This window comes from Thalassotalea agariperforans (genome assembly GCF_053470345.1).
Genome location: NZ_JBQMWH010000001.1, coordinates 19484 through 45048 on the forward strand (window position 1 = coordinate 19484; position 25565 = coordinate 45048).

The 25565-nt window shown below is 38.9% G+C and carries 37 protein-coding genes; 33 read left to right on the top strand and 4 right to left on the bottom strand.

The window, feature by feature from the left end:
* Positions 1 to 3: 3 nt before the first annotated feature.
* From rplV to ACSLUO_RS00250, 27 genes are all read left to right on the top strand, one after another.
* On the top strand, positions 4 to 336 hold the full coding sequence (gene rplV, locus ACSLUO_RS00120) for a 50S ribosomal protein L22 (protein WP_448245286.1): 333 nt from the start codon (positions 4 to 6) through the stop codon (positions 334 to 336).
* Between the two features lie 11 nt (positions 337 to 347).
* Positions 348 to 1043 (top strand): 30S ribosomal protein S3, encoded by a 696-nt coding sequence (gene rpsC, locus ACSLUO_RS00125; RefSeq protein ID WP_448245287.1) that lies wholly within the window; start codon positions 348 to 350, stop codon positions 1041 to 1043.
* 11 nt (positions 1044 to 1054) lie between these two features.
* A complete protein-coding gene (rplP, locus tag ACSLUO_RS00130; RefSeq protein ID WP_448245288.1) occupies positions 1055 to 1468 on the top strand; it encodes a 50S ribosomal protein L16 in 414 nt (137 codons plus the stop codon).
* Positions 1468 to 1659 (top strand): 50S ribosomal protein L29, encoded by a 192-nt coding sequence (gene rpmC / locus ACSLUO_RS00135; RefSeq protein ID WP_448245289.1) that lies wholly within the window; start codon positions 1468 to 1470, stop codon positions 1657 to 1659. The genes rplP and rpmC overlap by 1 nt, the downstream gene beginning before the upstream one ends.
* Positions 1659 to 1910 carry a 30S ribosomal protein S17 gene (rpsQ, locus tag ACSLUO_RS00140; protein WP_448245290.1) on the top strand — a complete coding sequence of 84 codons (252 nt, stop codon included), beginning with the start codon at positions 1659 to 1661 and terminating at the stop codon, positions 1908 to 1910. The genes rpmC and rpsQ overlap by 1 nt, the downstream gene beginning before the upstream one ends.
* A gap of 264 nt (positions 1911 to 2174) precedes the next feature.
* Positions 2175 to 2543: a 50S ribosomal protein L14 gene (gene rplN / locus ACSLUO_RS00145; RefSeq protein ID WP_448246137.1), complete on the top strand. Its 369-nt coding sequence runs from the start codon at positions 2175 to 2177 to the stop codon at positions 2541 to 2543.
* A 12-nt stretch (positions 2544 to 2555) separates the two neighbouring features.
* A complete protein-coding gene (gene rplX, locus ACSLUO_RS00150; RefSeq protein ID WP_448245291.1) occupies positions 2556 to 2870 on the top strand; it encodes a 50S ribosomal protein L24 in 315 nt (104 codons plus the stop codon).
* Between the two features lie 14 nt (positions 2871 to 2884).
* Positions 2885 to 3424, top strand: a complete 540-nt coding sequence (gene rplE / locus ACSLUO_RS00155) for a 50S ribosomal protein L5 (protein WP_448245292.1) — start codon at positions 2885 to 2887, stop codon at positions 3422 to 3424.
* Positions 3425 to 3435: 11 nt separating this feature from the next.
* On the top strand, positions 3436 to 3741 hold the full coding sequence (gene rpsN, locus ACSLUO_RS00160; protein WP_448245293.1) for a 30S ribosomal protein S14: 306 nt from the start codon (positions 3436 to 3438) through the stop codon (positions 3739 to 3741).
* A gap of 15 nt (positions 3742 to 3756) precedes the next feature.
* Complete coding sequence (gene rpsH, locus ACSLUO_RS00165; RefSeq protein ID WP_448246138.1) at positions 3757 to 4149, top strand: 30S ribosomal protein S8; 393 nt, start codon at positions 3757 to 3759, stop codon at positions 4147 to 4149.
* A gap of 11 nt (positions 4150 to 4160) precedes the next feature.
* Positions 4161 to 4694: a 50S ribosomal protein L6 gene (gene rplF / locus ACSLUO_RS00170; protein WP_448245294.1), complete on the top strand. Its 534-nt coding sequence runs from the start codon at positions 4161 to 4163 to the stop codon at positions 4692 to 4694.
* A 9-nt stretch (positions 4695 to 4703) separates the two neighbouring features.
* A complete protein-coding gene (gene rplR, locus ACSLUO_RS00175) occupies positions 4704 to 5057 on the top strand; it encodes a 50S ribosomal protein L18 (protein ID WP_448245295.1) in 354 nt (117 codons plus the stop codon).
* A gap of 9 nt (positions 5058 to 5066) precedes the next feature.
* On the top strand, positions 5067 to 5570 hold the full coding sequence (gene rpsE, locus ACSLUO_RS00180; RefSeq protein WP_448245296.1) for a 30S ribosomal protein S5: 504 nt from the start codon (positions 5067 to 5069) through the stop codon (positions 5568 to 5570).
* A gap of 6 nt (positions 5571 to 5576) precedes the next feature.
* On the top strand, positions 5577 to 5756 hold the full coding sequence (gene rpmD, locus ACSLUO_RS00185; RefSeq protein ID WP_448245297.1) for a 50S ribosomal protein L30: 180 nt from the start codon (positions 5577 to 5579) through the stop codon (positions 5754 to 5756).
* Between the two features lie 2 nt (positions 5757 to 5758).
* The gene (rplO, locus tag ACSLUO_RS00190; RefSeq protein ID WP_448245298.1) at positions 5759 to 6193 is read left to right on the top strand and encodes a 50S ribosomal protein L15; all 435 of its coding nucleotides are present in this window, start codon (positions 5759 to 5761) and stop codon (positions 6191 to 6193) included.
* A gap of 8 nt (positions 6194 to 6201) precedes the next feature.
* Complete coding sequence (secY, locus tag ACSLUO_RS00195; RefSeq protein ID WP_448245299.1) at positions 6202 to 7527, top strand: preprotein translocase subunit SecY; 1326 nt, start codon at positions 6202 to 6204, stop codon at positions 7525 to 7527.
* Between the two features lie 17 nt (positions 7528 to 7544).
* Positions 7545 to 7661 (top strand): 50S ribosomal protein L36, encoded by a 117-nt coding sequence (gene rpmJ, locus ACSLUO_RS00200; protein WP_448245300.1) that lies wholly within the window; start codon positions 7545 to 7547, stop codon positions 7659 to 7661.
* Positions 7662 to 7813: 152 nt separating this feature from the next.
* The gene (gene rpsM / locus ACSLUO_RS00205; RefSeq protein WP_448245301.1) at positions 7814 to 8170 is read left to right on the top strand and encodes a 30S ribosomal protein S13; all 357 of its coding nucleotides are present in this window, start codon (positions 7814 to 7816) and stop codon (positions 8168 to 8170) included.
* Between the two features lie 11 nt (positions 8171 to 8181).
* Positions 8182 to 8571 (top strand): 30S ribosomal protein S11, encoded by a 390-nt coding sequence (gene rpsK / locus ACSLUO_RS00210; protein WP_193022430.1) that lies wholly within the window; start codon positions 8182 to 8184, stop codon positions 8569 to 8571.
* 21 nt (positions 8572 to 8592) lie between these two features.
* The gene (gene rpsD / locus ACSLUO_RS00215; protein ID WP_448245302.1) at positions 8593 to 9213 is read left to right on the top strand and encodes a 30S ribosomal protein S4; all 621 of its coding nucleotides are present in this window, start codon (positions 8593 to 8595) and stop codon (positions 9211 to 9213) included.
* Between the two features lie 26 nt (positions 9214 to 9239).
* Positions 9240 to 10229, top strand: a complete 990-nt coding sequence (locus ACSLUO_RS00220) for a DNA-directed RNA polymerase subunit alpha (protein ID WP_448245303.1) — start codon at positions 9240 to 9242, stop codon at positions 10227 to 10229.
* A 40-nt stretch (positions 10230 to 10269) separates the two neighbouring features.
* Complete coding sequence (rplQ, locus tag ACSLUO_RS00225) at positions 10270 to 10677, top strand: 50S ribosomal protein L17 (protein WP_448245304.1); 408 nt, start codon at positions 10270 to 10272, stop codon at positions 10675 to 10677.
* 143 nt (positions 10678 to 10820) lie between these two features.
* Positions 10821 to 11135, top strand: coding sequence for a hypothetical protein (locus ACSLUO_RS00230; protein ID WP_448245305.1), 315 nt, complete (start codon positions 10821 to 10823; stop codon positions 11133 to 11135).
* A gap of 57 nt (positions 11136 to 11192) precedes the next feature.
* Positions 11193 to 13745 carry a sensor domain-containing phosphodiesterase gene (locus ACSLUO_RS00235; protein WP_448245306.1) on the top strand — a complete coding sequence of 851 codons (2553 nt, stop codon included), beginning with the start codon at positions 11193 to 11195 and terminating at the stop codon, positions 13743 to 13745.
* A gap of 88 nt (positions 13746 to 13833) precedes the next feature.
* Positions 13834 to 14670 carry an HDOD domain-containing protein gene (locus ACSLUO_RS00240; RefSeq protein WP_448245307.1) on the top strand — a complete coding sequence of 279 codons (837 nt, stop codon included), beginning with the start codon at positions 13834 to 13836 and terminating at the stop codon, positions 14668 to 14670.
* Between the two features lie 44 nt (positions 14671 to 14714).
* Positions 14715 to 16139: a sodium-dependent transporter gene (locus ACSLUO_RS00245; RefSeq protein WP_448245308.1), complete on the top strand. Its 1425-nt coding sequence runs from the start codon at positions 14715 to 14717 to the stop codon at positions 16137 to 16139.
* Between the two features lie 23 nt (positions 16140 to 16162).
* A complete protein-coding gene (locus tag ACSLUO_RS00250) occupies positions 16163 to 17050 on the top strand; it encodes a class I SAM-dependent methyltransferase (RefSeq protein WP_448245309.1) in 888 nt (295 codons plus the stop codon).
* On the opposite strand, the gene ACSLUO_RS00255 is transcribed toward ACSLUO_RS00250, so the two are convergent.
* Complete coding sequence (locus ACSLUO_RS00255) at positions 17034 to 17864, bottom strand: DNA ligase (protein ID WP_448245310.1); 831 nt, start codon at positions 17862 to 17864, stop codon at positions 17034 to 17036. The two genes, ACSLUO_RS00250 and ACSLUO_RS00255, sit on opposite strands and share 17 nt — an antisense overlap.
* Before the next feature lie 136 nt (positions 17865 to 18000).
* On the opposite strand from ACSLUO_RS00255, the gene ACSLUO_RS00260 reads away from it, so the two are divergent.
* Positions 18001 to 18507, top strand: a complete 507-nt coding sequence (locus ACSLUO_RS00260) for a hypothetical protein (RefSeq protein WP_448245311.1) — start codon at positions 18001 to 18003, stop codon at positions 18505 to 18507.
* Positions 18508 to 18564: 57 nt separating this feature from the next.
* On the opposite strand, the gene ACSLUO_RS00265 is transcribed toward ACSLUO_RS00260, so the two are convergent.
* Together ACSLUO_RS00265 and ACSLUO_RS00270 are read right to left on the bottom strand one after the other, a co-directional pair.
* Positions 18565 to 19272, bottom strand: a complete 708-nt coding sequence (locus ACSLUO_RS00265; protein ID WP_448245312.1) for a DUF3581 family protein — start codon at positions 19270 to 19272, stop codon at positions 18565 to 18567.
* Between the two features lie 106 nt (positions 19273 to 19378).
* Positions 19379 to 19663, bottom strand: a complete 285-nt coding sequence (locus ACSLUO_RS00270; RefSeq protein ID WP_448245313.1) for a GIY-YIG nuclease family protein — start codon at positions 19661 to 19663, stop codon at positions 19379 to 19381.
* 114 nt (positions 19664 to 19777) lie between these two features.
* On the opposite strand from ACSLUO_RS00270, the gene ACSLUO_RS00275 reads away from it, so the two are divergent.
* From ACSLUO_RS00275 to ACSLUO_RS00295, 5 genes are all read left to right on the top strand, one after another.
* Positions 19778 to 20599 carry a DUF2797 domain-containing protein gene (locus ACSLUO_RS00275; protein ID WP_448246140.1) on the top strand — a complete coding sequence of 274 codons (822 nt, stop codon included), beginning with the start codon at positions 19778 to 19780 and terminating at the stop codon, positions 20597 to 20599.
* Between the two features lie 89 nt (positions 20600 to 20688).
* The gene (locus ACSLUO_RS00280) at positions 20689 to 21531 is read left to right on the top strand and encodes an HDOD domain-containing protein (RefSeq protein ID WP_448245314.1); all 843 of its coding nucleotides are present in this window, start codon (positions 20689 to 20691) and stop codon (positions 21529 to 21531) included.
* Between the two features lie 357 nt (positions 21532 to 21888).
* Positions 21889 to 22227: a P-II family nitrogen regulator gene (gene glnK, locus ACSLUO_RS00285; protein ID WP_448245315.1), complete on the top strand. Its 339-nt coding sequence runs from the start codon at positions 21889 to 21891 to the stop codon at positions 22225 to 22227.
* A gap of 13 nt (positions 22228 to 22240) precedes the next feature.
* Positions 22241 to 23518 carry an ammonium transporter AmtB gene (gene amtB, locus ACSLUO_RS00290; RefSeq protein WP_448245316.1) on the top strand — a complete coding sequence of 426 codons (1278 nt, stop codon included), beginning with the start codon at positions 22241 to 22243 and terminating at the stop codon, positions 23516 to 23518.
* A gap of 561 nt (positions 23519 to 24079) precedes the next feature.
* The gene (locus ACSLUO_RS00295) at positions 24080 to 25027 is read left to right on the top strand and encodes a Dyp-type peroxidase (protein WP_448245317.1); all 948 of its coding nucleotides are present in this window, start codon (positions 24080 to 24082) and stop codon (positions 25025 to 25027) included.
* A gap of 85 nt (positions 25028 to 25112) precedes the next feature.
* On the opposite strand, the gene fdxA is transcribed toward ACSLUO_RS00295, so the two are convergent.
* Entirely contained in the window at positions 25113 to 25439 is a 327-nt protein-coding gene (gene fdxA, locus ACSLUO_RS00300; RefSeq protein ID WP_448245318.1) for a ferredoxin FdxA, read from the bottom strand.
* Positions 25440 to 25565: the final 126 nt, after the last annotated feature.

The following is a 25565-nucleotide window of genomic DNA, read 5'->3' on the forward strand; positions in this document are numbered from 1 at the left end:
TAAATGGAAGCTATTGCTAAACATAAATTTGCCCGTGGTTCTGCTCAAAAAGCGCGTTTAGTTGTGGATCAAATCCGCGGTTTAAACGTTGAGCAAGCATTAGAAGTATTAAACTACAGCAATAAATCTGCTGCAGTATTAGTAAAGAAAGTGCTTAACTCAGCTATTGCTAACGCAGAGCATAACGAAGGTGCAGACATTGATGAATTGTTCGTTAAAACTATTATGGTTGACGACGGTCCTACAATGAAACGTATTAAGCCACGTGCCAAAGGGCGCGCGGATCGTATCATTAAACGCACAAGTCACATTACTGTGATTGTTGCTGATAGCTAGGAGATATTAGTATGGGTCAAAAAGTACATCCTACCGGTATTCGCTTAGGTATCACTAAACCTTTTGCGTCTACATGGTTTGCAAGCACTAAAGATTTTGCTAACAATATTCACGGAGACCATTTGGTTCGTGCATATTTATCTGAGCAATTAAAGCGTGCTTCATTATCAAAAATCGTGATTGAGCGTCCAGCTAAATCTATCCGCGTAACTATTCACACGGCTCGTCCAGGTGTTGTTATCGGTAAGAAAGGCGAAGACGTAGAAAAATTACGTTTAAAAGTATCTCAAATTGCTGGCGTACCTGCGCAAATTAACATTGCCGAAGTACGTAAGCCAGAAATGGATGCTCAATTAGTTGCTGATAGCATTGGTAGCCAATTAGAACGACGCGTAATGTTCCGTCGTGCTATGAAGCGTGCTGTACAAAACGCTATGCGTTTAGGTGCTAAAGGTATCAAAGTTGAAGTTAGCGGTCGTTTAGGCGGTGCAGATATTGCTCGTTCTGAATGGTATCGTGAAGGTCGTGTACCTCTTCATACTTTACGTGCTGATATTGATTACGCTACTGCGCGTGGTGAAACAACGTACGGTACTATCGGTATTAAAGTTTGGATCTTTAAAGGTGAAGTAATTGGTAATATGCCTCTACAGGCAGAAGCGCCAGCTCCTAAACCTAAAAGAAAGAACAGCCGCAAGCCTAAGTAGGGAGATAAGTTATGTTACAACCTAAACGTACTAAATTCCGCAAGCAATTTAAATTGCGTAACCGCGGTCTTGCTCAAACTGGTAGTTCAGTTAGCTTCGGTACCTACGGCTTAAAATCAGTTGAACGTGGTCGTATGACTGCGCGTCAAATTGAATCAGCTCGTCGAGCAATGACTCGTCACGTTAAGCGTCAAGGTAAAATCTGGATCCGTGTATTCCCTGATAAGCCAATTACCAAAAAGCCTCTTGAGGTTCGTATGGGTAAAGGTAAAGGTTCAGTAGAATATTGGGTATGCCAAATTCTTCCTGGTCGTGTTCTTTATGAAATGGAAGGTGTTCCTGAGTCATTAGCGCGTGAAGCTTTTGAATTAGCAGCAGCTAAACTTCCGTTTAAAACTACTTTCGTAACTCGGACGGTGATGTAATGAAAGCTAACGAACTTAAAGAAAAAAGCATTGAAGAGTTAAATGCTGAATTACTAGGTTTACTTCGTGAGCAGTTTAACTACCGCATGCAAGCAAGCACTGGTCAATTAGCACAAACTCATTTGCTAAGAACAGTACGTCGCAATATTGCACGTGTGAAGACTATCATAACTGAAAAGGCAGGTAAGTAATGAGCGAAGTTAAGATTCGTACACTACAAGGTCGTGTTGTCAGTGACAAAATGGATAAGTCTATCACTGTCCTGATTGAGCGTCGTGTTAAGCACCCAATCTACGGTAAGTTCATGATCCGTTCAACTAAGTTGAAAGCTCATGATGAAACTAACCAATGTAATGCTGGTGATTTAGTAACAATTCGTGAATGCGCACCAATTTCTAAGAGTAAATCTTGGACATTAGTTGACGTTGTAGAAAAAGCTTAATTTTAGCTTTTACTATTTAAACGAATTTAAAAGCCCTACTGTATTTTGCAGTAGGGCTTTTTTATCGCCTAAGTGGATTAAATCATCCAAATAAATGCTGAAAATACAAGCTCAGCAGGAAAGTGGTTATTTTTTAACTAAATAAACTATCACTTTTATTTTTGTGGTGTTATAATCTCGCGCCCGCCGAATTGCGGCTGGGTTAGAAAGGCAGTGACGGGTCGAATTTTTGGCCTTGAATTTATTAATAGCGGAGCACAAAAAATGATCCAAATGCAATCACAGCTAGATGTTGCTGATAACAGCGGCGCTAAACGTGTACAGTGTATAAAGGTCCTTGGTGGCTCGCACCGTCGCTACGCACGCATAGGTGATATCATCAAAGTTGCAGTGAAGGAAGCAATTCCTCGCGGCAAAGTAAAAAAAGGTGATGTCCTTAACGCGGTAGTGGTGCGCACTAAAAAGGGCGTACGTCGTTCAGATGGCTCAGCCATTCGTTTTGACGTCAACTCGGCAGTAATGTTAAATGCTAACTTACAGCCAATTGGTACTCGTATATTCGGGCCTGTGACACGTGAATTAAGAACTGAAAAGTTCATGAAGATCGTATCCTTAGCTCCTGAAGTACTATAAGGAGTCACGATAATGGCATCTAAGATTCGTCGTGATGATGAAGTAATCGTACTTGCTGGTAAAGACAAGGGTAAAACGGGTAAAGTTACTCGTGTACTTGTTGAAAAAAGCAAAGTATTTGTAGAAGGTGTAAACCTTGTTAAGAAACATCAGAAACCTGTACCACAGTTACAGCAACCTGGTGGCATCGTAGACAAAGAAGCACCAATCCACGTTTCTAACGTGGCGATCGTAAACCCTGCTACTGGCAAGGCCGATCGTGTAGGTTTTAGAGTTGAAGACGGCAAAAAAGTGCGTTTTTTCAAGTCTAATAACGAATTAGTTTAATATTGGAGTAAACGATGGCGAAACTGCATGAGTTTTACAAAGATACGGTTGTAAACGATCTTAAGACTAAGTTCGAATATAAAAGTGTCATGCAAGTCCCTCGGATTGAAAAGATCACCCTTAACATGGGTGTTGGCGAAGCGATTACTGATAAAAAAGTATTAGAGCACGCCACGAATGATCTTACTGCAATCTCAGGTCAAAAGCCGATGGTAACTAAAGCCCGCAAATCTGTTGCTGGTTTTAAAATCCGTGAAGGCTATCCTATAGGCGCAAAAGTAACTTTACGCGGCGAACGTATGTGGGAATTTTTAGAGCGTTTAATCTCTATTTCTGTTCCTCGTATTCGTGATTTCCGTGGCTTAAACCCTAAGTCGTTTGACGGCAGAGGTAATTACAGCATGGGCGTTCGTGAGCAAATCATATTTCCTGAAATCGACTACGATAAAGTTGATAAGATTCGTGGTCTTGATATCACTATCACTACTACTGCGAAATCGGATGAAGAAGGTCGTGCTTTATTGACTGCCTTTAACTTTCCGTTTAAGAAATAAGGTGTAAAGTTATGGCTAAATCATCTATGAAAGCACGTGAAGTAAAACGTGCAAAGCTTGTAGCACAATACGCCGAAAAGCGTGATGCGTTAAAAGCAATCATCTCAAGCGTTAATTCTTCTGAAGAAGAGCGTTGGGATGCGGTAATCAAACTTCAATCTTTACCACGTGATTCAAGTAAAGCACGTCAACGTAACCGTTGTAACGTTACTGGTCGTCCACATGGTTATTTACGTAAATTCGGTTTAAGCCGTATTAAATTACGTGAAGCGACAATGCGCGGTGAAGTTCCTGGTCTTAAGAAAGCTAGTTGGTAATTAAGGGAGAATGCAATTATGATGACTGATCCTATCGCGGACATGTTTACACGCATCCGCAACGGTCAATCTGCAGCTAAAACTGCAGTAACAATGCCTTCTTCTAAGCTTAAAGTAGCTATTGCTAACTTACTTAAAGAAGAAGGTTATATTTCAGAGTTTTCAGTTTCTACTGACGCTAAGCCTCAGTTAGAAGTTGCTTTGAAATATCACGAAGGAAAAGAAGTAATCGAAACAATTAAACGTGTTTCACGTCCAGGTTTACGTGTATACAAAGGGGCTAATGATATCCCTCAAGTATTAGCGGGCATGGGTGTTGCGATTGTTTCAACTTCTAAAGGTTTAATGTCTGACCGCGCAGCTCGTAAAGCTGGTTTAGGTGGTGAGATCCTTGGTTTCGTAGCGTAAGGAATAAGAATATGTCTCGTGTTGCTAAAGCACCTGTCTCTGTTCCTGCTGGCGTTACTGTTACGTTATCAGGTCAAGACATCAAAGTTAAAGGTCCAGTGGGCGAACTTTCTCATTCAATTCATGCGTTAGTAAGTGTTTCTCAAGAAGAGAATGACTTAGTAACAAATGTTACTGAAGAAAGTAAAGCTGCTTGGGCACAAGCCGGTACTGCACGTGCTTTAATCAATAATATGGTTGAAGGTGTGAGTAAAGGTTTTGAAAAGAAATTAGTTTTAAACGGTGTTGGTTACCGTGCGAAAGCTGCTGGTAAGTCTTTGAACTTAGCATTAGGTTTTTCTCATCCGGTTGATCACGCAATTCCTGAAGGAATTACTGTTGAAACTCCTAGCCAAACTGAAATCGTACTGAAAGGTGCTGACAAACAGTTAGTTGGTCAAGTTGCTGCAAACATTCGTGCATACCGTAAACCAGAGCCTTATAAAGGTAAAGGTATTCGTTATTCTGACGAAAATGTTCGCCGTAAAGAAGCTAAGAAGAAGTAGGGTAATACGATGGATAAGAAAACATCTCGTTTACGCCGTGCAAAGCGTGCACGTGCTAAAATCAGCGAGTTGGGTGCGAATCGATTAGTCGTTCACCGTACTCCTCGCCATATTTACGCGCAATTGATCGCGCCAACTGGTTCTGAAGTAATCGCATCAGCGTCTACTTTAGACAAAGAAGTTAGTGCTCAATTAGAAAAAACCGGTAACATTGCTGCAGCAGAAGCTGTAGGAAAAGCAATCGCAGAACGTGCAACTGCTAAAGGTGTAACAGCCGTAGCATTTGACCGTAGTGGTTTCCGTTATCATGGACGCGTAAAAGCGTTAGCAGATGCAGCTCGTGAAGCTGGTCTTCAGTTCTAGGAGTTGATGATGGCTAATGAAAATACACAACAACAAAGTGATTTAGCTGAAAAGTTAGTTGCCGTTAACCGCGTTTCAAAAGTGGTTAAAGGTGGTCGCATTTTCAGTTTCACTGCACTAACAGTAGTTGGTGATGGCAACGGTCGCGTTGGTTTTGGTTACGGTAAGGCACGTGAAGTTCCTGCTGCAATTCAAAAAGCAATGGAAAAGGCTCGTCGCAACTTAGTAACCGTTGACTTGAAGGGTACTACTCTTCAGCACCCTGTTAAGGGTCGTCATTCAGGTTCTAAGGTATATATGCAACCTGCTTCAGAAGGTACAGGTATCATCGCCGGTGGCGCGATGCGTGCAGTACTTGAGGTAGCTGGTGTTCAGAACGTATTGTCAAAAGCATACGGTTCTACTAACCCAATCAACGTAGTTCGCGCTACTGTATCTGCTCTTGCGAATATGAATTCGCCAGAAGCTGTTGCAGCTAAACGTGGCAAAACCGTTGCTGAAATTTTGGGGTAATTGACCATGGCTAAAACAGTAAAAATTACACAAACTAAGAGTTCTATTGGTCGTTTACCGAAACATAGAGCTACTTTAAAAGGTCTGGGTTTACGTCGTATTCGTCATACAGTTGAGTTAGAAGATACTCCATCTGTACGTGGTATGATCAACGCAGTTTCTTATATGGTTAAGGTGGAGGATTAATTATGTTCTTAAATACTTTATCTCCTGCACCAGGATCAAATAAAGCTAAAAAGCGCTGTGGTCGTGGTATCGGCTCTGGCATCGGCAAAACTGGTGGTCGTGGTCACAAAGGTCAGAAGTCTCGTTCTGGCGGTAGTGTACGTCCTGGTTTTGAAGGTGGTCAAATGCCTTTAAAACAACGTTTACCAAAATTTGGTTTTACTTCTCGTAAGTCTTTAGTTCGCGCTGAAGTTCGTTTACACGAGTTAAACCTTATTGAAGGTGATGTTGTAGACATCCATACGCTTAAAAATGCAAACCTAATCACACGTAACATCGAAACAGTTAAAATTATGTTATCTGGTGAGATCACTAAGCCGTTAACGGTTCGTGGTTTAGGTGTTACTAAAGGTGCTCGTGCAGCTATTGAAGCTGCCGGTGGTAAAATCGAGGAATAATACAGATTATGGCTACACCAGGAATGGATAACAAAGCTCAAGGCGGTTTGTCAGAGCTTAAGCAAAGATTATGGTTTGTTTTAGGCGCATTAATTGTGTTTAGATTAGGATCATTTGTGCCAATCCCTGGTATTGACGCCGCTGTATTAGCTCAGTTGTTTGAACAACAAAAGGGCACTATCGTAGAGATGTTTAACATGTTCTCCGGTGGTGCACTTGAGCGCGCCTCTGTGTTGGCTCTTGGTATTATGCCGTACATCACAGCTTCTATTATTATGCAGTTATTGACGGTAATGCATCCGTCAATGGCTGAACTTAAGAAAGAAGGTGAAGCTGGACGTCGTAAAATCAGTCAATACACTCGCTACGGCACATTGTTATTAGCGACAGTGCAATCAATTGCGGTTGCAAAGAGTTTACCGGGAATGATGCCAGGTCTTGTAATTAATGCAGGCTTTGGTTTTTATTTTGCTGCGGTAGTAAGTTTGGTTACTGGTACTATGTTTTTAATGTGGTTAGGTGAACAGATTACGGAACGTGGTATTGGTAATGGTATCTCTATCCTGATTTTTGCAGGTATTGTCGCTGGTATGCCATCAGCTGTAGGTCAAACTGCAGAAATGGCGCGTCAAGGTGAATTGCACTTATTAGTATTATTGTTGATTTGCGTTATTGTGTTTGCGGTAACCTTTTTTGTTGTTTTTGTTGAACGTGGTCAACGACGTATTGTTGTTAACTATGCTAAACGTCAACAAGGTAGAAAGGTGTTTGCAGCTCAAAGTACACATTTACCACTAAAAGTGAATATGGCTGGGGTTATCCCTGCAATTTTTGCTTCTAGTATTATTTTGTTCCCTGGCACGCTTGCGAGCTGGTTTGGACAAGGTGAAGGTGTAGTAGCTGATTTTCTTCAGGAAGTATCTTTACAGATTTCTCCTGGACAGCCGTTATACATGATGCTTTTAGCAGCAGCGATTATTTTCTTCTGTTTTTTCTACACGGCATTGGTTTTCAATCCGCGTGAAACTGCAGATAATTTGAAGAAGTCAGGTGCGTTTATTCCGGGTATTCGTCCGGGTGAGCAGACTTCTCGTTACATTGATAAAGTAATGACACGTTTAACCTTAGCAGGTGCAATGTATATTACCTTTATCTGTTTGGTACCTGAGTTTATGATGGCAGCCTGGGATGTTCAGTTCTACTTTGGTGGAACGTCGTTATTGATCATCGTAGTTGTAATTATGGACTTTATGGCACAAGTACAGACCCATTTGATGTCTCATCAATATGATAATGTGCTTAAGAAAGCTAATCTGAAAGGCTCAGGCCTTTAGGTTTAACGGAGTATAAGATGAAAGTTCGTGCATCCGTAAAAAAGATTTGCCGTAGTTGTAAAGTTGTTAAACGTGCTGGTGTTGTTCGTGTTATTTGTAACAACGACCCTAAGCACAAGCAACGTCAAGGTTAATTATTAACCCGACAACGCAAATTTTTAGAAGTGGTATTGTCTAGATTATTCTGTATAATGCCGCTTCGCATTTGCAAAAAATGGGCAGGTTGAGTATCCTAACGGGCTTTTCAACCTGTAGTTGTTAAATTTTAATTAAAGGAGATGTGTTAGTGGCCCGTATCGCTGGCATTAACATCCCTGATCGTAAGCATGCAGTAATTGCCCTTACTGCGATTTATGGTATCGGTGCAACACGCGCAAAAGCGATTTGTGCAGCAACCGGTATTGCTGAATCAACTAAGATCAGTGAATTAGACGAAGCGCAAATTGATGTGCTTCGTACCGAAGTGGGTAAATACACCGTTGAAGGTGATTTACGTCGTGAAGTTTCAATGAACATCAAGCGTCTTATGGACCTTGGTTGTTATCGTGGTTTGCGTCATCGTCGCAGTCTACCTCTACGTGGTCAACGCACTAAGACTAATGCGCGCACACGTAAAGGGCCTCGTAAGCCTATCAAGAAGTAGGGGATTAGACAATGGCAAAAACTCCAGTTCGTACGCGTAAACGCGTTAAAAAGCAAGTTGTCGATGGTATGGCTCATATCCATGCTTCTTTTAACAACACAATTGTCACCCTAACAGACCGTCAAGGTAATGCTTTATCTTGGGCAACTGCAGGTGGTTCAGGTTTCCGTGGTTCACGTAAATCTACTCCGTTTGCTGCTCAAGTTGCTGCTGACCGTGCAGGTAAAGTTGCACAAGAATTCGGTTTGAAGAATATTGAAGTATTCGTTAAAGGTCCAGGTCCAGGTCGTGAATCTGCTATCCGTGCCTTAAATGCTGCTGGTTTTAAAATCACCAACATTACTGACGTTACTCCTATTCCTCATAATGGTTGTCGTCCTCCTAAGAAACGTCGAGTTTAATAGGATAGTTGGAGAAAGAACATGGCTAGATATTTAGGTCCAAAGTTAAAGCTTAGCCGCCGCGAAGGAACAGATTTGTTCCTTAAAAGTGGTGTTAGAGCTATTGACACTAAATGTAAAATCGAAACTATTCCAGGTCAGCACGGCGCCCGTCGCGGTCGTTTATCTGACTATGGTGTACAACTTCGTGAAAAACAAAAGGTTCGTCGTATTTATGGCGTACTAGAGAAACAATTCCGTAACTACTATAAAGAAGCTGCGCGTATTAAAGGTAATACAGGTGAAAACTTGTTACAACTTTTAGAACAACGTTTAGACAATGTTGTTTACCGCATGGGTTTTGCAAGTACACGTGCTGAAGCTCGTCAACTTGTAAGTCACAAAGCGATTGTAGTGAATGGAAAAGTAGTAAATATTCCATCTTTCACTGTTAAAGCTGAAGATGTAGTTTCTATACGTGAAAAGTCTAAAACTCAAGCGCGTATCATCGCTGCTTTAGAATTAGCTGAGCAACGTGAGAAGCCAGTCTGGGTTGAAGTAGATAATAAGAAATTGGAAGGCGTTTTCAAACGTGTTCCAGATCGTTCAGACTTATCTGCTGAAATTAATGAACAGTTGATTGTCGAACTTTACTCTAAGTAAAGTTTAAACATTAAGAGAGGACAAACATGCAGGGTTCTGTAACTGAATTCTTAAGACCACGCCTAGTAGACGTTGAAACGTTAAGTTCAACGCGTGCTAAGGTAACATTGGAACCGTTGGAACGTGGTTTTGGTCACACTTTAGGTAATGCGTTACGTCGCATTCTTTTATCTTCAATGCCAGGTTGTGCTGTAACTGAAGTTGAGATTGACGGTGTATTACATGAGTACAGCAGTAAAGAAGGTGTACAAGAAGACATCATCGAAATATTGTTGAACCTTAAAGGACTAGCGGTTAAGTTAGAAGGCAAAAATGAAGCCACTTTAACTTTAACTAAGTCTGGTGAAGGCCCAGTTACGGCTGCTGATATTCAACATGATGGGGACGTAGAAATTGCGAATCCAGAACATGTTATCTGTCACTTAACTGGTGATGGTGCTATCAGTATGCGCATCAAGGTAGAATTAGGCCGTGGTTACGTTCCTGCTTCTACACGTCGAAATGCCGAAGAAGAAGATCGTGCAATTGGACGTTTACTTGTAGACGCGTCGTTTAGTCCTGTTGCAAGAATTGCATATGATGTCGACTCTGCACGTGTTGAACAACGTACTGATTTAGACAAGCTAGTTATTGACATGGAAACTAACGGTACGTTAGATCCAGAAGAAGCTATTCGTCGTGCATCAACCATCTTAGCTGAACAGCTTGATGCGTTTGTTGAATTACGTGACATTAGCGTTGTCGAAGAAAAAGAGGAAAAACCACAGTTTGATCCGATTTTACTTCGTCCAGTTGATGATTTAGAACTTACTGTTCGTTCAGCTAACTGTTTAAAAGCAGAAGCAATTCAATATATTGGTGACTTAGTTCAGAGAGCTGAAGTTGAGCTTCTTAAAACACCTAATTTAGGTAAGAAGTCTTTAACTGAAATCAAAGATGTATTAGCGTCTCGTGGTTTATCTTTAGGCATGCGTCTTGAGAATTGGCCACCAGAAAGTATCGCTGATAACGACTAAGTTGTCATTGTTTTAATCGTTTATAGAGAAGGATTAACTTATGCGCCATCGTAAAAGCGGTCGCCAGTTAAACCGTAATAGCAGTCATCGTCAAGCGATGTTCCGCAATATGGCAAGCTCTTTAGTAAAGCACGGTGTTATCAAAACTACTGTTGCTAAAGCTAAAGAACTACGTCGCGTGGTTGAGCCATTAATTACATTGGCTAAAACAGACAGCGTTGCTAACCGTCGTTTAGCATTCGCTCGTACACGTGACCAAGAAGTGGTTGGTATTTTATTTAATGAACTTGGTGCTCGTTACCAAGAACGTCCAGGTGGTTATACTCGCATTTTAAAATGTGGTTTCCGTACTGGTGATAAAGCACCTATGGCTTATGTAGAATTAGTAGACCGTCCAGCAGTTGAAGAAGCTGTTGAAACAGTTGAAGAAGCAAGTGCAGAAGCGTAAGCTTTTAATCTTGTAATGAAAAAACGGAGCTTCGGCTCCGTTTTTTGTTTTTAGCCGTTGATTAATATCGGGTAATAATTCATTTATTCTTAGTAATAAATCAGGCTACAATAGCTAATTCTTAATAGATGTTTAGGGAAAGCATGAATAAATTTATCGTAACTGTAATTAGCGCTATGATTGCTTCAGGCTGTGCCACACAGACCCAAGTATGCGAAGATGTTGTTGTTAAAGCAGAGCAGGTACAACAATGCCTGAATTTGCAACGACAAATCGTTAATGCTAAGGGCAAGCCTATCGTTAGAACTGAACTAGAAAGACGTTATCAACTTGATTGTGTTGAGGTCAGGTATTATCGTGATGATCAAAAGTCAGATAACTGTCAGGTTGCCGACGAACGTGAGAAAGTCTTGCTAGAAGCTAAAGAATTAACAAAAACAGAGCAAGGTAAAAAATAAGCACCAAGGATATAAAATTATAAGGAAATAATAATTTAAATCAGTAGTAACTAAAATATGAAATCTTCGTTATTAGATAAACCTGAATTTGATGAACAACATCAAGAATTGGTACAACAATATAATAAATTATCAGAACGATACGATGCGTTATTTACCTTAAATAAATTATTGTATGAATGTCACGATATTGATAGTTTTTATCGGCAAGTTCATCAAATTTTAGCCTCGTTAATGAGAGCTGAAAACTTTACTATTGCCTTATGTGATCGTACTTTCGAAACCATCGAATATGTTTATCACATTGATGAAAGGCAACAGCTCAAGAATACTTTACAGCCTTTATCTGAAATTCAAGGGAGCTTGTTTCATTATCTTATTGAACAAGGTAAGCCCTTATTGCTATCGTCAGAAACAATCCGCTCGTTAGCTGAGCAACAAATCATTCAAAACTACGACGAACAACTCATGGATTGGTTAGCCGTACCTTTGATGGAGCAGGGGATTGTTGTTGGTATTATTTCTGTGCAAAGTTACCAGCGGGTAAATCGGGATTTAGAAGAAGATCTTGATCTACTGAACTTTATTGCACAACAGGTGAATGCGGCTATTACCCGTTTTCATGATCAAGCGCAGCTGAAAAGGGCGGTTGATGCGAGAACTCGTGAGTTAATGGCGCAAATTCGTGAGCGCGAACATGCCGAGTTACTGCAAGAGTCCTTATTTAAAATATCAGAATTGTCGAATGACTCGAGTATTGAAATTGATAAATTTTATTATCAAGTTCACAACATTGTTGGGCAGTTAATTAACGCAGAAAATTTTTATATTGCCAAATATGATGAAGCAACAGAATATTTAAGTTTCGTTTTTACCCTCGACCAAAATAATGAAACTAGCCGTGGCGAATACGAAAGTCGCATGGCATCAAATCACTATACTGAATTAGTGGTTAAACGCAAAAAAACCGTGTTACTAAACCAAAGCTCCTTACAAGCATTATATGAACAGGGGGAAACCAGTGAACCCGATCCTGAAACTAAGTCTTGGTTAGGTGTGCCTCTGCTCACCGATGGTGAAATCATTGGTGCTATGGTTATTCAAAGTTATCAAGATAACATCGTTTATACAGAGCCTGACGCTGAGTTATTGAATTTTGTTGCACGTCATGTTTCTAGTGCCATGAAACGGCGTGAATTAATCGAGTTTGAGAAACAATCACACGAGTTGCTAGAAGAACAAGTTAAATTACGTACGCAAGCGTTACAGGAAGAAGTTAAGCAGCGCCGCAATGCTGAGCAGCAATTAACTTATGCCGCCTCACACGATAGCTTAACAGGCTTACCTAATCGTAGTGTATTCTTAGATTTATTAAGTCATGCTATTGCGTGTAAAAAACGTAAACCCCATTTGCAGTTTGCCCTTTTATTTTTAGACCTTGATCGCTTTAAAGTGGTTAACGACAGCCTTGGCCATCATGCCGGTGATCTATTATTAAAAATTGTTGCGCAAGAGCTGAGAAAAATTGTTCGTGAAAAAGATACTGTTGCTCGTTTAGGTGGTGACGAATTTGTTATTTTGATAGAAGATTTAACCGATACCTCTGAAGCGTTTGATGTTGCCGAACGGATCACCACGTTACTCAACGAACCCATTATTATTGAAAAAACACCAGTATTTATCGGTACAAGTATTGGCGTGTTATTTAGTGATGAGCGTTATAAAACTGCCGATGTGATGCTTCGTGATGCTGATACTGCTATGTATCAAGCCAAAGAAAAAGGCAAAGGCCGCTACGAAGTATTTGATACCAGTATGCAGCTTAAAGTACAAAATGCCTTAGCCTTAGAAGCAGATATTCGCCAAGCAATTAAATTTGCCGAATTTATTCCACACTTTCAGCCCATTGTTAGATTAAGTGATCAACAAGTTGTAGGCTTTGAAGCATTAGCGCGATGGCAAAGTGAAAAACGCGGTTTTGTTTACCCTAATGATTTTATTCCCATTGCTGAGGAAACAGGGTTAGTAAAAAGTATTGACTTACAGGTGTTAGAAAAATCGTGTCAGGCTTTAAAAGTATGGGAAAAACACTATCAATGTGAAGATCTGTATATTAGCTGTAACCTATACTGTGATCACTTTTTTAGCCCAAATTTACCCGATGAAATTTTCCAAATCATTCAACGCGTGGGCATTAATCCGGCTCAGCTTCGCATTGAATTAACAGAACGGGCGCTATTAGATAATAAAGATATTGTATTAGACAATATGATGGCGTTGAAAAATATTGGTGTAAAAATATTATTAGATGACTTTGGTACGGGCTATTCTAGTTTAAGTTATTTACACCGTTTTCCTATTGATGTGTTAAAAATTGACCGTTCATTTATTTCTAATATTCATGAACATGGTAAACATAAAGCCATCATTAAAACCATTATCGACTTAGCTGCCAATTTAAATATGGCAACCGTCGGTGAAGGTATTGAACATCAAGCGGATGCGCAATTGTTAGATGTTATGGATTGTAAATATGGCCAAGGATATTATTTTGCCAAGCCAATGTCGGCAGCTGATGTTATAGCAAATAACGTATTAACGCTTAAATAGTGATAAAAAGGCTTAATATTATGCTTTTTGTTTTCCATTAATCATCAATGAGTTATTCTGTTGTTAAGATAAATTGATAGTATTTAATATGAACGCACATGAATATGCAGTAAATGCGAATGGTTCTTTTGCTTTGCCAGATGCTTGTTTCAAAGTAAAAGAATTAATGGAAGATGAAGCTTCAGTTATTGAAGATTTTGCCAATGTCATCAGTGTTGATCCCTCAATGACCTCGCGGTTATTACAAATTGCTAATAGTGCTATTTATAGCTTTAGAGGTGAAATTAGCACGATTTCACGCGCGATCACCATTATCGGTACTCAGTCGCTTTATAACATGATGTTAGTTGATGTTGCCGCGAGTGCTTTTAAGCACTTTTCTAACCAAGCCATTGACTTAAAACGCTTTTGGCGCATGAGTGTTTATACCGGTTTAGTTTGTAAAAACTTAGCGATCAAAGCCAATATCAGAGACATTGAACGTTTGTTTGTCGCGGGGTTATTACAAAACTTTGGTGAATTGTTGGTCGCTAAAACCTCGCCTAAAATAGCTAAAGCTTGTGAAAAGTATGACGAACGCAAGTTGCCTTGGTTGTTACAGAAGCACTACTTAGGTTTTACTTATACCGAAATTACGGTAGAAATGTTAAAACTGTGGGAAATCCCTGAAAAAATTATTTTACCGATCAAGCATTATCATCAAGCCAAAACTATTCAAATTAATAAAGATGTAAAAGTGCTTAACTTAGCATCGCGATTAGCGCTGATTGATAGCCACCCTGATATTTTTACCATTGAAAATTTAATTGATGAAGAGCTTTGTCAAAACCTTGGGGTAAGCCAACAAGATCTACAAGCAGCTGCTGAATTTGCCGGCAAAGAAGCTGAAAATATATTAACTGTTATGAACGCTAAGTTTTTCTAGCAACAGTGTTTTCAACGATAAAAAAAAGATAAAAGAAGGAAAATATGGGTAGCGCGCGAGAACATTTTAGCTCCAAGTTTGGTTTTATTTTAGCGGCAGCAGGTTCAGCAGTTGGCATTGGCAACTTAGTTGGTTTTCCGGTTAATGCAGCGAAAAATGGTGGAGGCGCTTTTTTACTCATCTATGCTGTTTTTGTTTTTTTAATTTGTTTACCGATCATGATGGCAGAAATGGCCATTGGTCGAAAAACAGAAAAAGAACCAGTTGGTGCTTATAACGAACTTAGTAAAAATAGCCGGCTATGGAGTATTGCTGGCTTTTTAGGGGTTATCACTCCCTTTATGATCGCTGTGTTTTATATGGTGATCACCGTTTGGATATTCAGTTACCTTGTTATGGTATTAGCAGGAAAGCTTGATTTTTTAGCCTCACCAGATAGTTTTTCTTATTTTATAAATAGTCCTTATATTTTTATTGCTATGGTGGTGGTCACGGCTATTGTTAGTTTTATCCTAGTTTCAGGTGTTAAAGATGGCATTGAAAAAAGTGCAACTCGATTAATGCCTGCGTTATTTATTATGTTAGTGCTGTTAGTTATTTTTGTTTTAACACGCGATAACGCTTGGGCTGGAGTCGAGTTTTTTATTATTCCTGATTTTGCAAAAATAACGCCCTCAGTTGTTAATAGCGCCTTATCACAAGCCTTTTTCTCGCTATCCTTGGGAATGGGGATATTAATTACTTATGGCTCTTATATTAATCGCCAAACCAATATCGTTAATTCTGCTAAGTTAGTTGCTATTACTGATACAGCGGTCGCCTTTACTGCCGGTTTAATGATTTTACCGGCGATATTTTCGTTTAATCCGGAGGTTAACCCAGCAGAATTATCCAGCAGTTCTGTTTCGTTAATTTTTGTTTTTTTACCCAAAATATTTTTAGCCTTGCAAGCCACTATTGGTTATTTTGCCGCGAGTGTTGTGGCTGCCTTTTTCTTTTTATTGGTGTTTTTTGCTGCCATTACCTCCTTAGTCTCTATTTTAGAAGTCCCTGTTTCTTATCTTGTAACGGAAAAAAATCAAACTCGGAAAAAAGCACTATCAACCTTATTAATGACCGCAGGCGTGTTAACTATTTTTGCAACGGTTTCGTTTGGTATGGTGTCATTTTTTACGGAGATTACCTCTTACGCAGGGGCACCTAAGTCGTTCTTTGATGTTATTTACGATGTTTTTTACGATACTATTTTACCGCTTAACGGTTTATTAGTGTGTTTGTTTGTTAGTTATCGTTGGAAAAAACATCGCCTATCTGAAGAGCTTTCTGTCGGTAATACCACCTATATAAATTCATTAGCCGAAAAATACATTAACTTCGCATTAAGTACTTTTATTCCGCTGCTTTTATTGGCTGTGTTTGTTAATACCGTGGCACAAAAATTCTTCGCTTATAATCTTTTTGGCCTTTAATTTTTCTCAGGAAATTTGTTTTCATGTTTGAACATATTCAATGGCAGTCACTTGCTGATTGCCAGCGTTTATTTCATGGCCGAGGTCATGCTTATGAGGGCTTGTCACATATTAATGTTGATTGGCTATCACCGGTAGTTTTAATTACCTTATATCAAGAAGTAGATGCCGCTTGGTTATTAACCCAAGCAGAGCAATTAAAAGCTAAAATTTCGGCTTGTCGTTCTGTACAAGTGCAATATCGCTGCCGTGCCATGTCACCAACCGAAGTTCTATTAGGTGATACGGTAGAGCATACCACTGTTTCAGAGCAAGGTTTACACTATCAAATTGAATTAGGTAAAGCACAAAACACCGGTTTATTTCTTGATATGAAAAACGGCCGAGATTGGGTTAAAGCACATAGTGATGGCAAAAATGTCTTAAATTTATTTTCTTATACCTGTGCTTTTTCTGTTGCGGCAATAGCGGGTAATGCTAAGCAGGTAGTGAATATTGATTTAAGTAAAGCCTCTTTAGCTAAAGGCCGAGAAAATCATCGATTAAACCAACAAGATCTTAATAAAGTGATTTTCCAAGGTGTTGATATTTTTAAGTCGTTTAGTCGTATTAAAAAATATGGGCCTTATGATTTGCTGATCTGTGATCCGCCCTCTTTTCAAAAAGGTAGTGTTAATATTCAGCGCGATTATGGCAAAATTTTACGTCGTATTCCGCAATTTATGAAACCCAACAGTGAGTTATTATTGTGCTTAAACTCGCCTGATTTAGACGAGCAATTTTTACTAAATGAAGTTGCCGAGGCTTGTCCTGAATGTCTTTATATTGAAAAAATTGCCACGCCATCAGTATTTAAAGAAGCGCATCAAGGTAAAGGTTTAAAAGTCCTGTTATTTAAATACCAGCCCTAATCCTTAAAAAGCTGGCAAATCTAGGTACTCCATTTTTAGTTTTACTTAAATATTGATAAGTAATCGTGCTACCGATAGCGGGTGGGTTGCTACGTTCAGCGTCACTAAAACCTGTGCCTATTTTAAAAATAATACCTTCAGGCGTTTTTACCTTTATTGCTCCTAACATGCCGGTAAATTTTCCTTTACCGGCAATATGCGCTATCACGACAGCTTCAGCATCATGACGTTTTTTTACCTTGAGTAAGTGGTCACTTCTACCATTTTTATAGTGAGCAGCTTGATGATGTAACATTAACCCTTCACCTTGCTTAGCGGTCACCTCATCCAATAATTGCTGCATTTGCGTTAAGCTGGTCACTTTTACTTGTTTGATCATGTTTAAGTGCGGGTTAGCGGTTTGATTGACCATTTTTTGCATAAGTTGAACGCGCTGAGCAAAGTTTGCAGTGCTGGTGGGAAGATCAAAAATCATGAAAGAAAGCTTTCGCCAACAGTGTTCATCTGCTTGTTTTTTACTGACGCATGACAATGTTTGTTCAAATTTATTTCGCGCGAACCAAAGTTCACCATCCATGGCGGTTGTTGGCCAATTATTGGTGAACCAGGCTGGTGGGGTGATGAGATTACCTTGGCGAGTTAATAGTTTGTTGCCTGTCCAATAGCCACGAATGCCATCGAGTTTCTCACTTACCCAATAATGTTCAATTATTATGGGTTGCTCGCTGAAGTTTTTGGCTAATTGAATATTCGGGGCTGGTTTGGCATTACATAATGAGCTAAGAGTAAGTAGTAATAACAGTAATAGTTTCATAAAACATCCTTGTTTTATTCTAATTAGTAATCTGAATTTGTGATAAGTAAGTTTAGTGAAACTTTGATAATTTTAAAAATTAATTGGCTGTTCTATACTTTGTGCTTGGTTTGTTAATAATTTTCAAGGATGGAAAATGTTTCAACGTTTATTTATTTTTTTACTTTTTACATTACTTAGCGCGCAAGCTTTAGCGAATAAATGTGCAAGTTACCGTGAAAAGTACCAAAAAATTCAACTTAAACAAAAACAAGCACACTCAGCTCGGCAAAGTGCTACTTTACAGAAACAAGAATTAGCGGCTTGGCAAAACTGGATGGATTGTAAAAAAGGTAAGCTGAAGCCGAAAAAAGCGAAGAAAAAAACACCAGCAGTCAAAAAAGAACCAAGAAAAAGCCATTCGCAAAAAATCATTATGTTACAAGCGGGATCGGCTTTTGAAAGCCAGCAAGGAGTGGTAGTGAAAGGAGAATACAGCGGGGTAAAACAACAAGCCTGGCTTGATTATTATCAGCCTGAAAAAAAGTGTAAAAGACCTAAGTCGACCCAAACCTTTGCTTATTGTTTGGCTGAAAAAGAAAAGCAACAAAAGTTGTTTGAAGTGTACTATCAACGCCTAGAAAGCAACAAAGCCAGCGATTAACTGGCTTTGTTGTTTCAAACGATAGGCACTTTAAAACACTAAAGTGCAAGCCTAACGTTAAAGCTTGTATTGTTTTTTTACGTTTTCGTAATCTTCTACTAAAGCGATCATGCTATCAGCACAATATTCACGTAAGCCACTTAGCATCATTTCTTTTTTACCTTGGCCAATGACTTCGCCATTAGCAAGTAAATCAAAGTATAAACATGCTTGGCCACGTTTACCGTTGTGATCTAAAGTTGAGTTTGACAGTTTTAATTCAATCTCGGTAGCATCAAAGTGATTTAATTCAATCGACATTTTTTGATACATCACCATCGGGCGTGCAGGGTTGATCATGACATTATTTTTGGCCATTAAATCAACTAAAATATGTGGAAAGGTATGGCCGGAAAAAGCGACATAAGCTTTTGTTAAGGCATCAACTAACGCATCATCTTTACTGCGCTCTCCTGATGCTTTTACGTCTAAGTATTCTTTATTATTGTTATCAACAATGGCAAAGTGATCATTGATTTCAGTAGGGAATTTTAGGTCGATGTTCTCAGTAACCATACCCGTAAAGGTAAAGTCCATTTTTTGGTACAAGCCTGCCTTTGCTAAGATCACTGAAAAAAGTAAATCACCCGGAATACAAAAGCGTTTAGCGTCAGTATTGTGAATAGGGTTGAAATCATCGGCAATTTTTTTTGCAAACTGACAGCCTTGCTGACGAGAAAACTGGATACCAAGTGCTGACTCGGTGAAATACTCTTCAATAAACATAGTTTAGATTACTCAAATTAAAAACCGGCGAATTCTACCAGAGAACCATGTTTAATCGAAACAATATGCGACAAAGCAGACCAGTTTTTATTCAGCTAGCTCTGTTTTATGACTCAGTTGGCGGGAGTTTTTCTGATGGAAAGTTAACTACTAACGCTTCTTTTTGTTTTTTTGATAATTGCTTTAGTTGATATTCGTATTGACAAGCCGTTGAACGAGAAGCTTGTTCAGCAAAAAATACGAGCTTTACGGGTTGTTTATTACGGGTATATTTTGCCCCTAATTTTTCGCTGTTATGTTCAGCTACTCTGCGTGTTAAATCAGTCGTCACACCGGCATAGAGGCTGTTATCATTACACCTAACCAGATAAGTGTACCAAGAGCTTGTCATGTAAGACCCTAATTACTTTCTATGAGCAGGGCAATATATCGTATTTTCATCTGGTGTGACGATTAATTATTTCATACCATAGCTAAAAAAATGAGAGAAAATCCCGTGAATGTTATTTCAGGCCCTGTCCGAAAATTAAAATCCCGTCTTGATGAGCAAGGTTTAGTACATTACCAATTGCCTTTAGGTGAGCAGCTAGTTGAGCTCAATCCATTAGTAGGTAAACAACTTAAATTAAACTTTTTACAAAAAATTGAATGTTGTCATTGTGGCAAAAGCATTAAAAAGAGTTATTCTCAAGGTTATTGTTTTCCTTGTATGCAAAAATTAGCACAATGTGACATGTGCATCATGAAACCAGAGACTTGTCATTTTGAGCAAGGTACCTGCCGCGAACCTGAATGGGGCGTAGCTAATTGTATGATTGACCATTTTGTTTATTTGGCAAATACTTCAAGTTTAAAAGTGGGGATTACTCGCCATTCGCAAGTGCCTACCCGTTGGATTGATCAAGGTGCTACCCAAGCGTTACCTATTTTTAAAGTAAGCACTCGCTTACAGTCTGGCTTGGTTGAAATAGCCTTGGCTAAATTTATTGCCGATAAAACTAATTGGCGAGCTATGCTCAAAGGTGTACCAGAAAAGTTTGACTTAAAAGCGAAAGCCGCAGAGCTTAAGCCATTAATTTCAGCGGCATTAGCTGATTTACGTTTGAAGTTTGGTGACGATGCCATTGTTGAATTAGAAAGTGATGTTGTTGATTTAAGTTTTCCTGTTATCGAATATTTACCTAAAATTAGCTCGTTTAATTTTGATAAAAACCCTGAAGTGTCAGGAACGCTACTTGGTATAAAAGGGCAATATTTAATTTTTGATACGGGTGTGATCAATATTCGTAAGTTTGGCTCATATCATTTATCAGCGGAATTTGAATAGCGTGCTTGTTTTTAGATTTTTCCGACTATACTAATAAACATAGCCCCTGATATTCATTTAATATTTTTTAGAAAAGTAGGAAGCTTTTTATGAAAGCAGTTGAATATGCTGAAAAAGCCAGTGACATCTTTGTCCTATCGGATTCATTTATCCGCATTAAAGAACTAGTGGATAATGAATCTTCGACAATTGATGATATCGCTGATGTTATCTTAATTGATCCAGCATTATCAGCGAGTGTTTTAAAGTTAGCTAACAGCTCTATTTTTAATTACCCTGGTAAAATAGATACCATATCAAAAGCCGTTTTGGTATTGGGGATCACTGAAGTGTATACCTTGGTGATTGCTTACTTTGCAACAGATGCCTTTAAGTCACTGTCAACCGATGCGGATTATTTAGAAGAGTTTTGGGAACGCAGTGTTGATTGCGCGCTTTTGCTAAAATATCTTGGCGAACGGTTAAATATGCCCAATACCGAACGGTTATTTTTAACCGGTTTATTGCATAATATTGGTGAATTGGTGGTAAAACAATTTTTACCTGAGCAATTACCTTTATGTGCGATAACACGGCCTAATAATTTATTTGTTGGTAAGCAAAAAGCAATTTTTGATTTTACCTTTGGTGAATGTTCAGCTGAATTATTAAAATTATGGCAATTACCTTTTAGTATTATTGAACCTATTCGCTATCAAGATGATAACACCCCGCTAATGTCAGGCGAAAGTAAGTTATTGTATATTGCTAAACGCCTAATGATCCGTAACTTATTGTTTGAAAATACTGAAATTGAAAGCTTTGTGCCACTCGAATTATTAGTAGATTTAAATATTACTGATGATTTATTAGAAGACGCAAAAGCTTTTTGTAATATGGAGCGCTTTAGTATTCTTTCTATTTTAAAGCCGAGTGCCATGATGGTGTATTAACCCCATATATTTGTGAATTTAAAGCCGAATAATTTTTGATTATTCGGCTTTTTTATTTTGTGTATTACAAATCGTAAAATCTTCCAATTGCCTACCAAAACCTCCTGTTAGCTATATAACTTTGATACCAGTATAAAGATTAGCCAAGGTCTATATCGGTGCAATTTTTATTGTAAGTTGAATTGATTGTTTTTCGCACCATTAGTGAGCAAGTAAAAACATGCTTGCGCCATGTTAGTGCTTTCGGTTTTATTTAATTAGTGTTCTTATTGTGTAAGTTGTTGTTTTTATTGTTTTTAAAATACTGGCACAGGTATTGTAATAGTAAAACAAAAAATACTCGTAGGAGAGAACATAATGAAACTAGTCAGTGCAATCATAAAGCCATTTAAGCTTGATGATGTTCGTGAAGCCATTTCAGAAATCGGCGTTGAGGGTTTAACCGTTAGCGAAGTGAAAGGGTTTGGACGTCAGAAAGGCCACACAGAATTATACCGTGGTGCAGAATACCAAGTAGACTTTTTACCAAAAGTAAAATTAGAAGTTGCTGTTAACGATGACGTGGTTGAGCGTTTAGTTGATGCAATTACTAAAGCAGCTTACACAGGTAAAATCGGTGACGGTAAAATCTTTGTATACGATCTTCAACAAGCAGTACGTATTCGCACCGGCGAATTAGATACTCAAGCAATATAAGGGGTATTTAAAAATGGAACAAAATATTTTTCAACTTCAATATGCAATGGACACATTCTATTTCTTAGTTTGTGGTGCCCTTGTAATGTGGATGGCCGCTGGTTTCTCAATGTTAGAAGCGGGTCTTGTACGTGCTAAAAACACCACTGAAATATTAACTAAGAACGTCGCGTTATACTCAATTTCTTGTATCATGTACTTAGTTATTGGTTATGACATCATGTACGGTGGCGGTGTTTTCTTAAACGGTATTGCCTTAGACGGTGCTGCTGATGCAGATGCTTTAGTTTCAACGGTATTAGCTGAGTCTGCTGAAGCAGGTTTTGACGGCGGTGCAGTTTATTCAAATGCTTCTGACTTTTTCTTCCAAGTAGTATTCGTAGCAACAGCAATGTCAATTGTTTCTGGTGCGGTTGCTGAGCGTATGAAGCTTTGGGCTTTCTTAATATTCGCAGTAGTATTAACAGGTTTTATCTACCCAATGGAAGGTAGCTGGACTTGGAATGGCGATGCGGTATTTGGTCTTTACACTTTAGGTGACTTAGGTTTCTCTGACTTCGCAGGTTCTGGTATTGTTCACATGGCCGGTGCTGCTGCAGCATTAGCAGGTGTTTTATTACTAGGTGCTCGTAAAGGTAAATATACAGCTGACGGTAAAGTAAATGCTATCCCTGGTGCTAACTTACCAATGGCTACTTTAGGTACGTTCATTTTATGGATGGGTTGGTTTGGTTTTAACGGTGGTTCTGTATTAAAACTTGGTGATATCACCAGTGCTAACTCAGTAGCTATGGTATTTTTAAATACTAACGCCGCAGCCGCAGCTGGTGCTGTAGCAGCCTTAGTTTTTGCTAAAATCTTATTCAAGAAAGCTGATTTAACCATGTGTTTAAACGGTGCATTAGCAGGTCTTGTTGCAATTACTGCTGAGCCTTCTACACCTACACCATTACAAGCAACATTATTCGGCGCAATTGCTGGTGTGATTGTTGTGATTTCAATCCTTGCTTTAGACAAAGTTAAGATTGATGATCCAGTAGGTGCTATCTCTGTTCACGGTGTTGTTGGTTTCTTCGGTTTAATGTTAGTTCCTGTAACTAACGACGGTTCTTCATTCTCAGGCCAGTTAATTGGTGCAGCGACTATCTTTGTTTGGGTATTCGCAACAAGCTTCGTAGTTTGGTATGTACTGAAAATGGTTATGGGCATCCGTGTTAGCGAAGAAGAAGAATATGAAGGTGTTGATGTATCTGATTGTGGTATGGAAGCATACCCAGAATTCACTAAGTAATCATTTACTAAGTAATTCTTCAGTTAGTTAACTACCTGTAGTAAAAATTGAAAACCCTGCCTTGGCAGGGTTTTTTTATGTCTTTCTGTGCCAGAAGCGATAAGCCATAAGCCATAAGCCATAAGCCAGAAGCGATAAGCTAGAAGCGATAAGCCAGAAGCGATAAGCCAAAAGCTAAAAGCTAAAAGCTAAAAGCAAAACCGGAAAACTCAGTTACTTGCTTCAAGCATCTAGCATCAAGCTTTTTTGTGCCAATAGCTAGAAGACATAAGCCATAAGCAAAACCGGAAAACTCAGTTATTTGCTTCAAGCATCTAGCATCAGGCTTTTTTTGTGCTAAAAGCTAGTGGCTGGAAGCAAAACACTAAATCTGCAAGTTTAGTTACTTGCTTCAAGCATCTCGCATCAGGCCTTTTCTTTGCTTCAAGCATTTAGCATCCCGCATCCAGCTTTTATCATCTTTTTAATTTTTTGCTAAACAATTGCTGTCAAAGATAATTTTTTGTGTAAAATTAGAGCATAACAATAACGTTAATTTTTTTAGGTTATCAAGGAATACAAATGGCAAGAGAACAGTTTGGTATATGTGCTGAGCCAAGTTTACATGGTTATTATTTATTATTTAATGTCATTGATGATGATAATACCTATTTACGACAAGCCTTATCTCGACTGCCACAATTATTCGATAATTACGCTGACCACTATTCAGAAGCAAATTTAACCGGTGTTGTTGCCATTGGCGCTAATTATTGGGATGAGCTTTATCCTAAATCACGGCCGAAAGAGTTAATGCCGTTTTCAGCCATGGCGTTTGATGATCGCTTTGCGCCATCGACCAGTTTTGATCTATATATTGAAATTCGTAGTGATCGCGCTGATGTCAATCATATTGTTACCACCAAAGTTATTGAGTTGTTAGCACGGAGTGTTGATTTAGTTGAGCAAGTACGTGCGTTTCGCTTTTTAGATGGTCGTGACTTAACCGGTTTTGTTGACGGTACTGAAAACCCAAAAGGTTTCCATAAACGAGAAGTGGCATTAATTCCTAATAACGAAGATGAAGAGTTTGCTGCTGGCAGTTATTTACACGTACAACGTTACCGTCACAATATGCAGTTATGGCAAGCAACCGAACAAAAAACGCAAGAAGATGTTTTTGGCCGTACCAAGGTTGATAACATTGAATATGCCTCAGAAGATAAGCCAGCAACGGCGCATACCAAAAAAGTAAACTTAAAAGATGATGAAGGTAACAGCATTGAAATTTTGCGCCAAAGCATGCCGTACGGTGATATGAAATTACAGGGGCTGTTTTTTGTTTCTTATTGTCATTCTGCTAAACCATTTGAAATGATGCTAAAAGCGATGATTTATCCAGATGGTGATGGCAATTTTGATCATTTATTAAAATATACCCAAGCAGAAACGGGAGCTGCTTTTTTTGCGCCTAGCTTGAATTTCCTCGCCAAACTGGCAGATCTTGATGACGAAGAGGCCGAGCTTTAATTAGGCTTTAATTAGGTTTGAACTTGGCTTTAACTTGAACGTGTTGACCTTTACTGAACTTAAAGGTCAACCACAATTATACCGCTTAGCTTAGCTCTAAAAATTCAATTTTATTAGCAATACCATCCCATTTTTTAGCATCAACGGGCGGTGCTTTTACTTCGGTAATAATTGGCCATTGCTCGGCTAATTCTGCATTCAACGCTTTAAAATCTTCTTGTCCTGGTGGCAATGCATCTTCTTGAAAAATTGCTTCAGCAGGGCATTCAGGCGTACATAAATCACAATCAATGCAACTATCAGGATTAATTACCAAGAAGTTTGGCCCTTCGTGAAAAGCATCAGCAGGACAAACGGCAACACAATCGGTGTATTTGCATTTTATACAATTGTCAGTAACTACAAAGGCCATGGTTTTCTCTATACATAAAAATAGCGGGAACTTTTTGCCAGATCATACGGATAATAATCTCAATTACAACGCTTAAATTATAAAGTAGAATAGCGCCTTTACTATAACCAAGTAACACAGCTACAA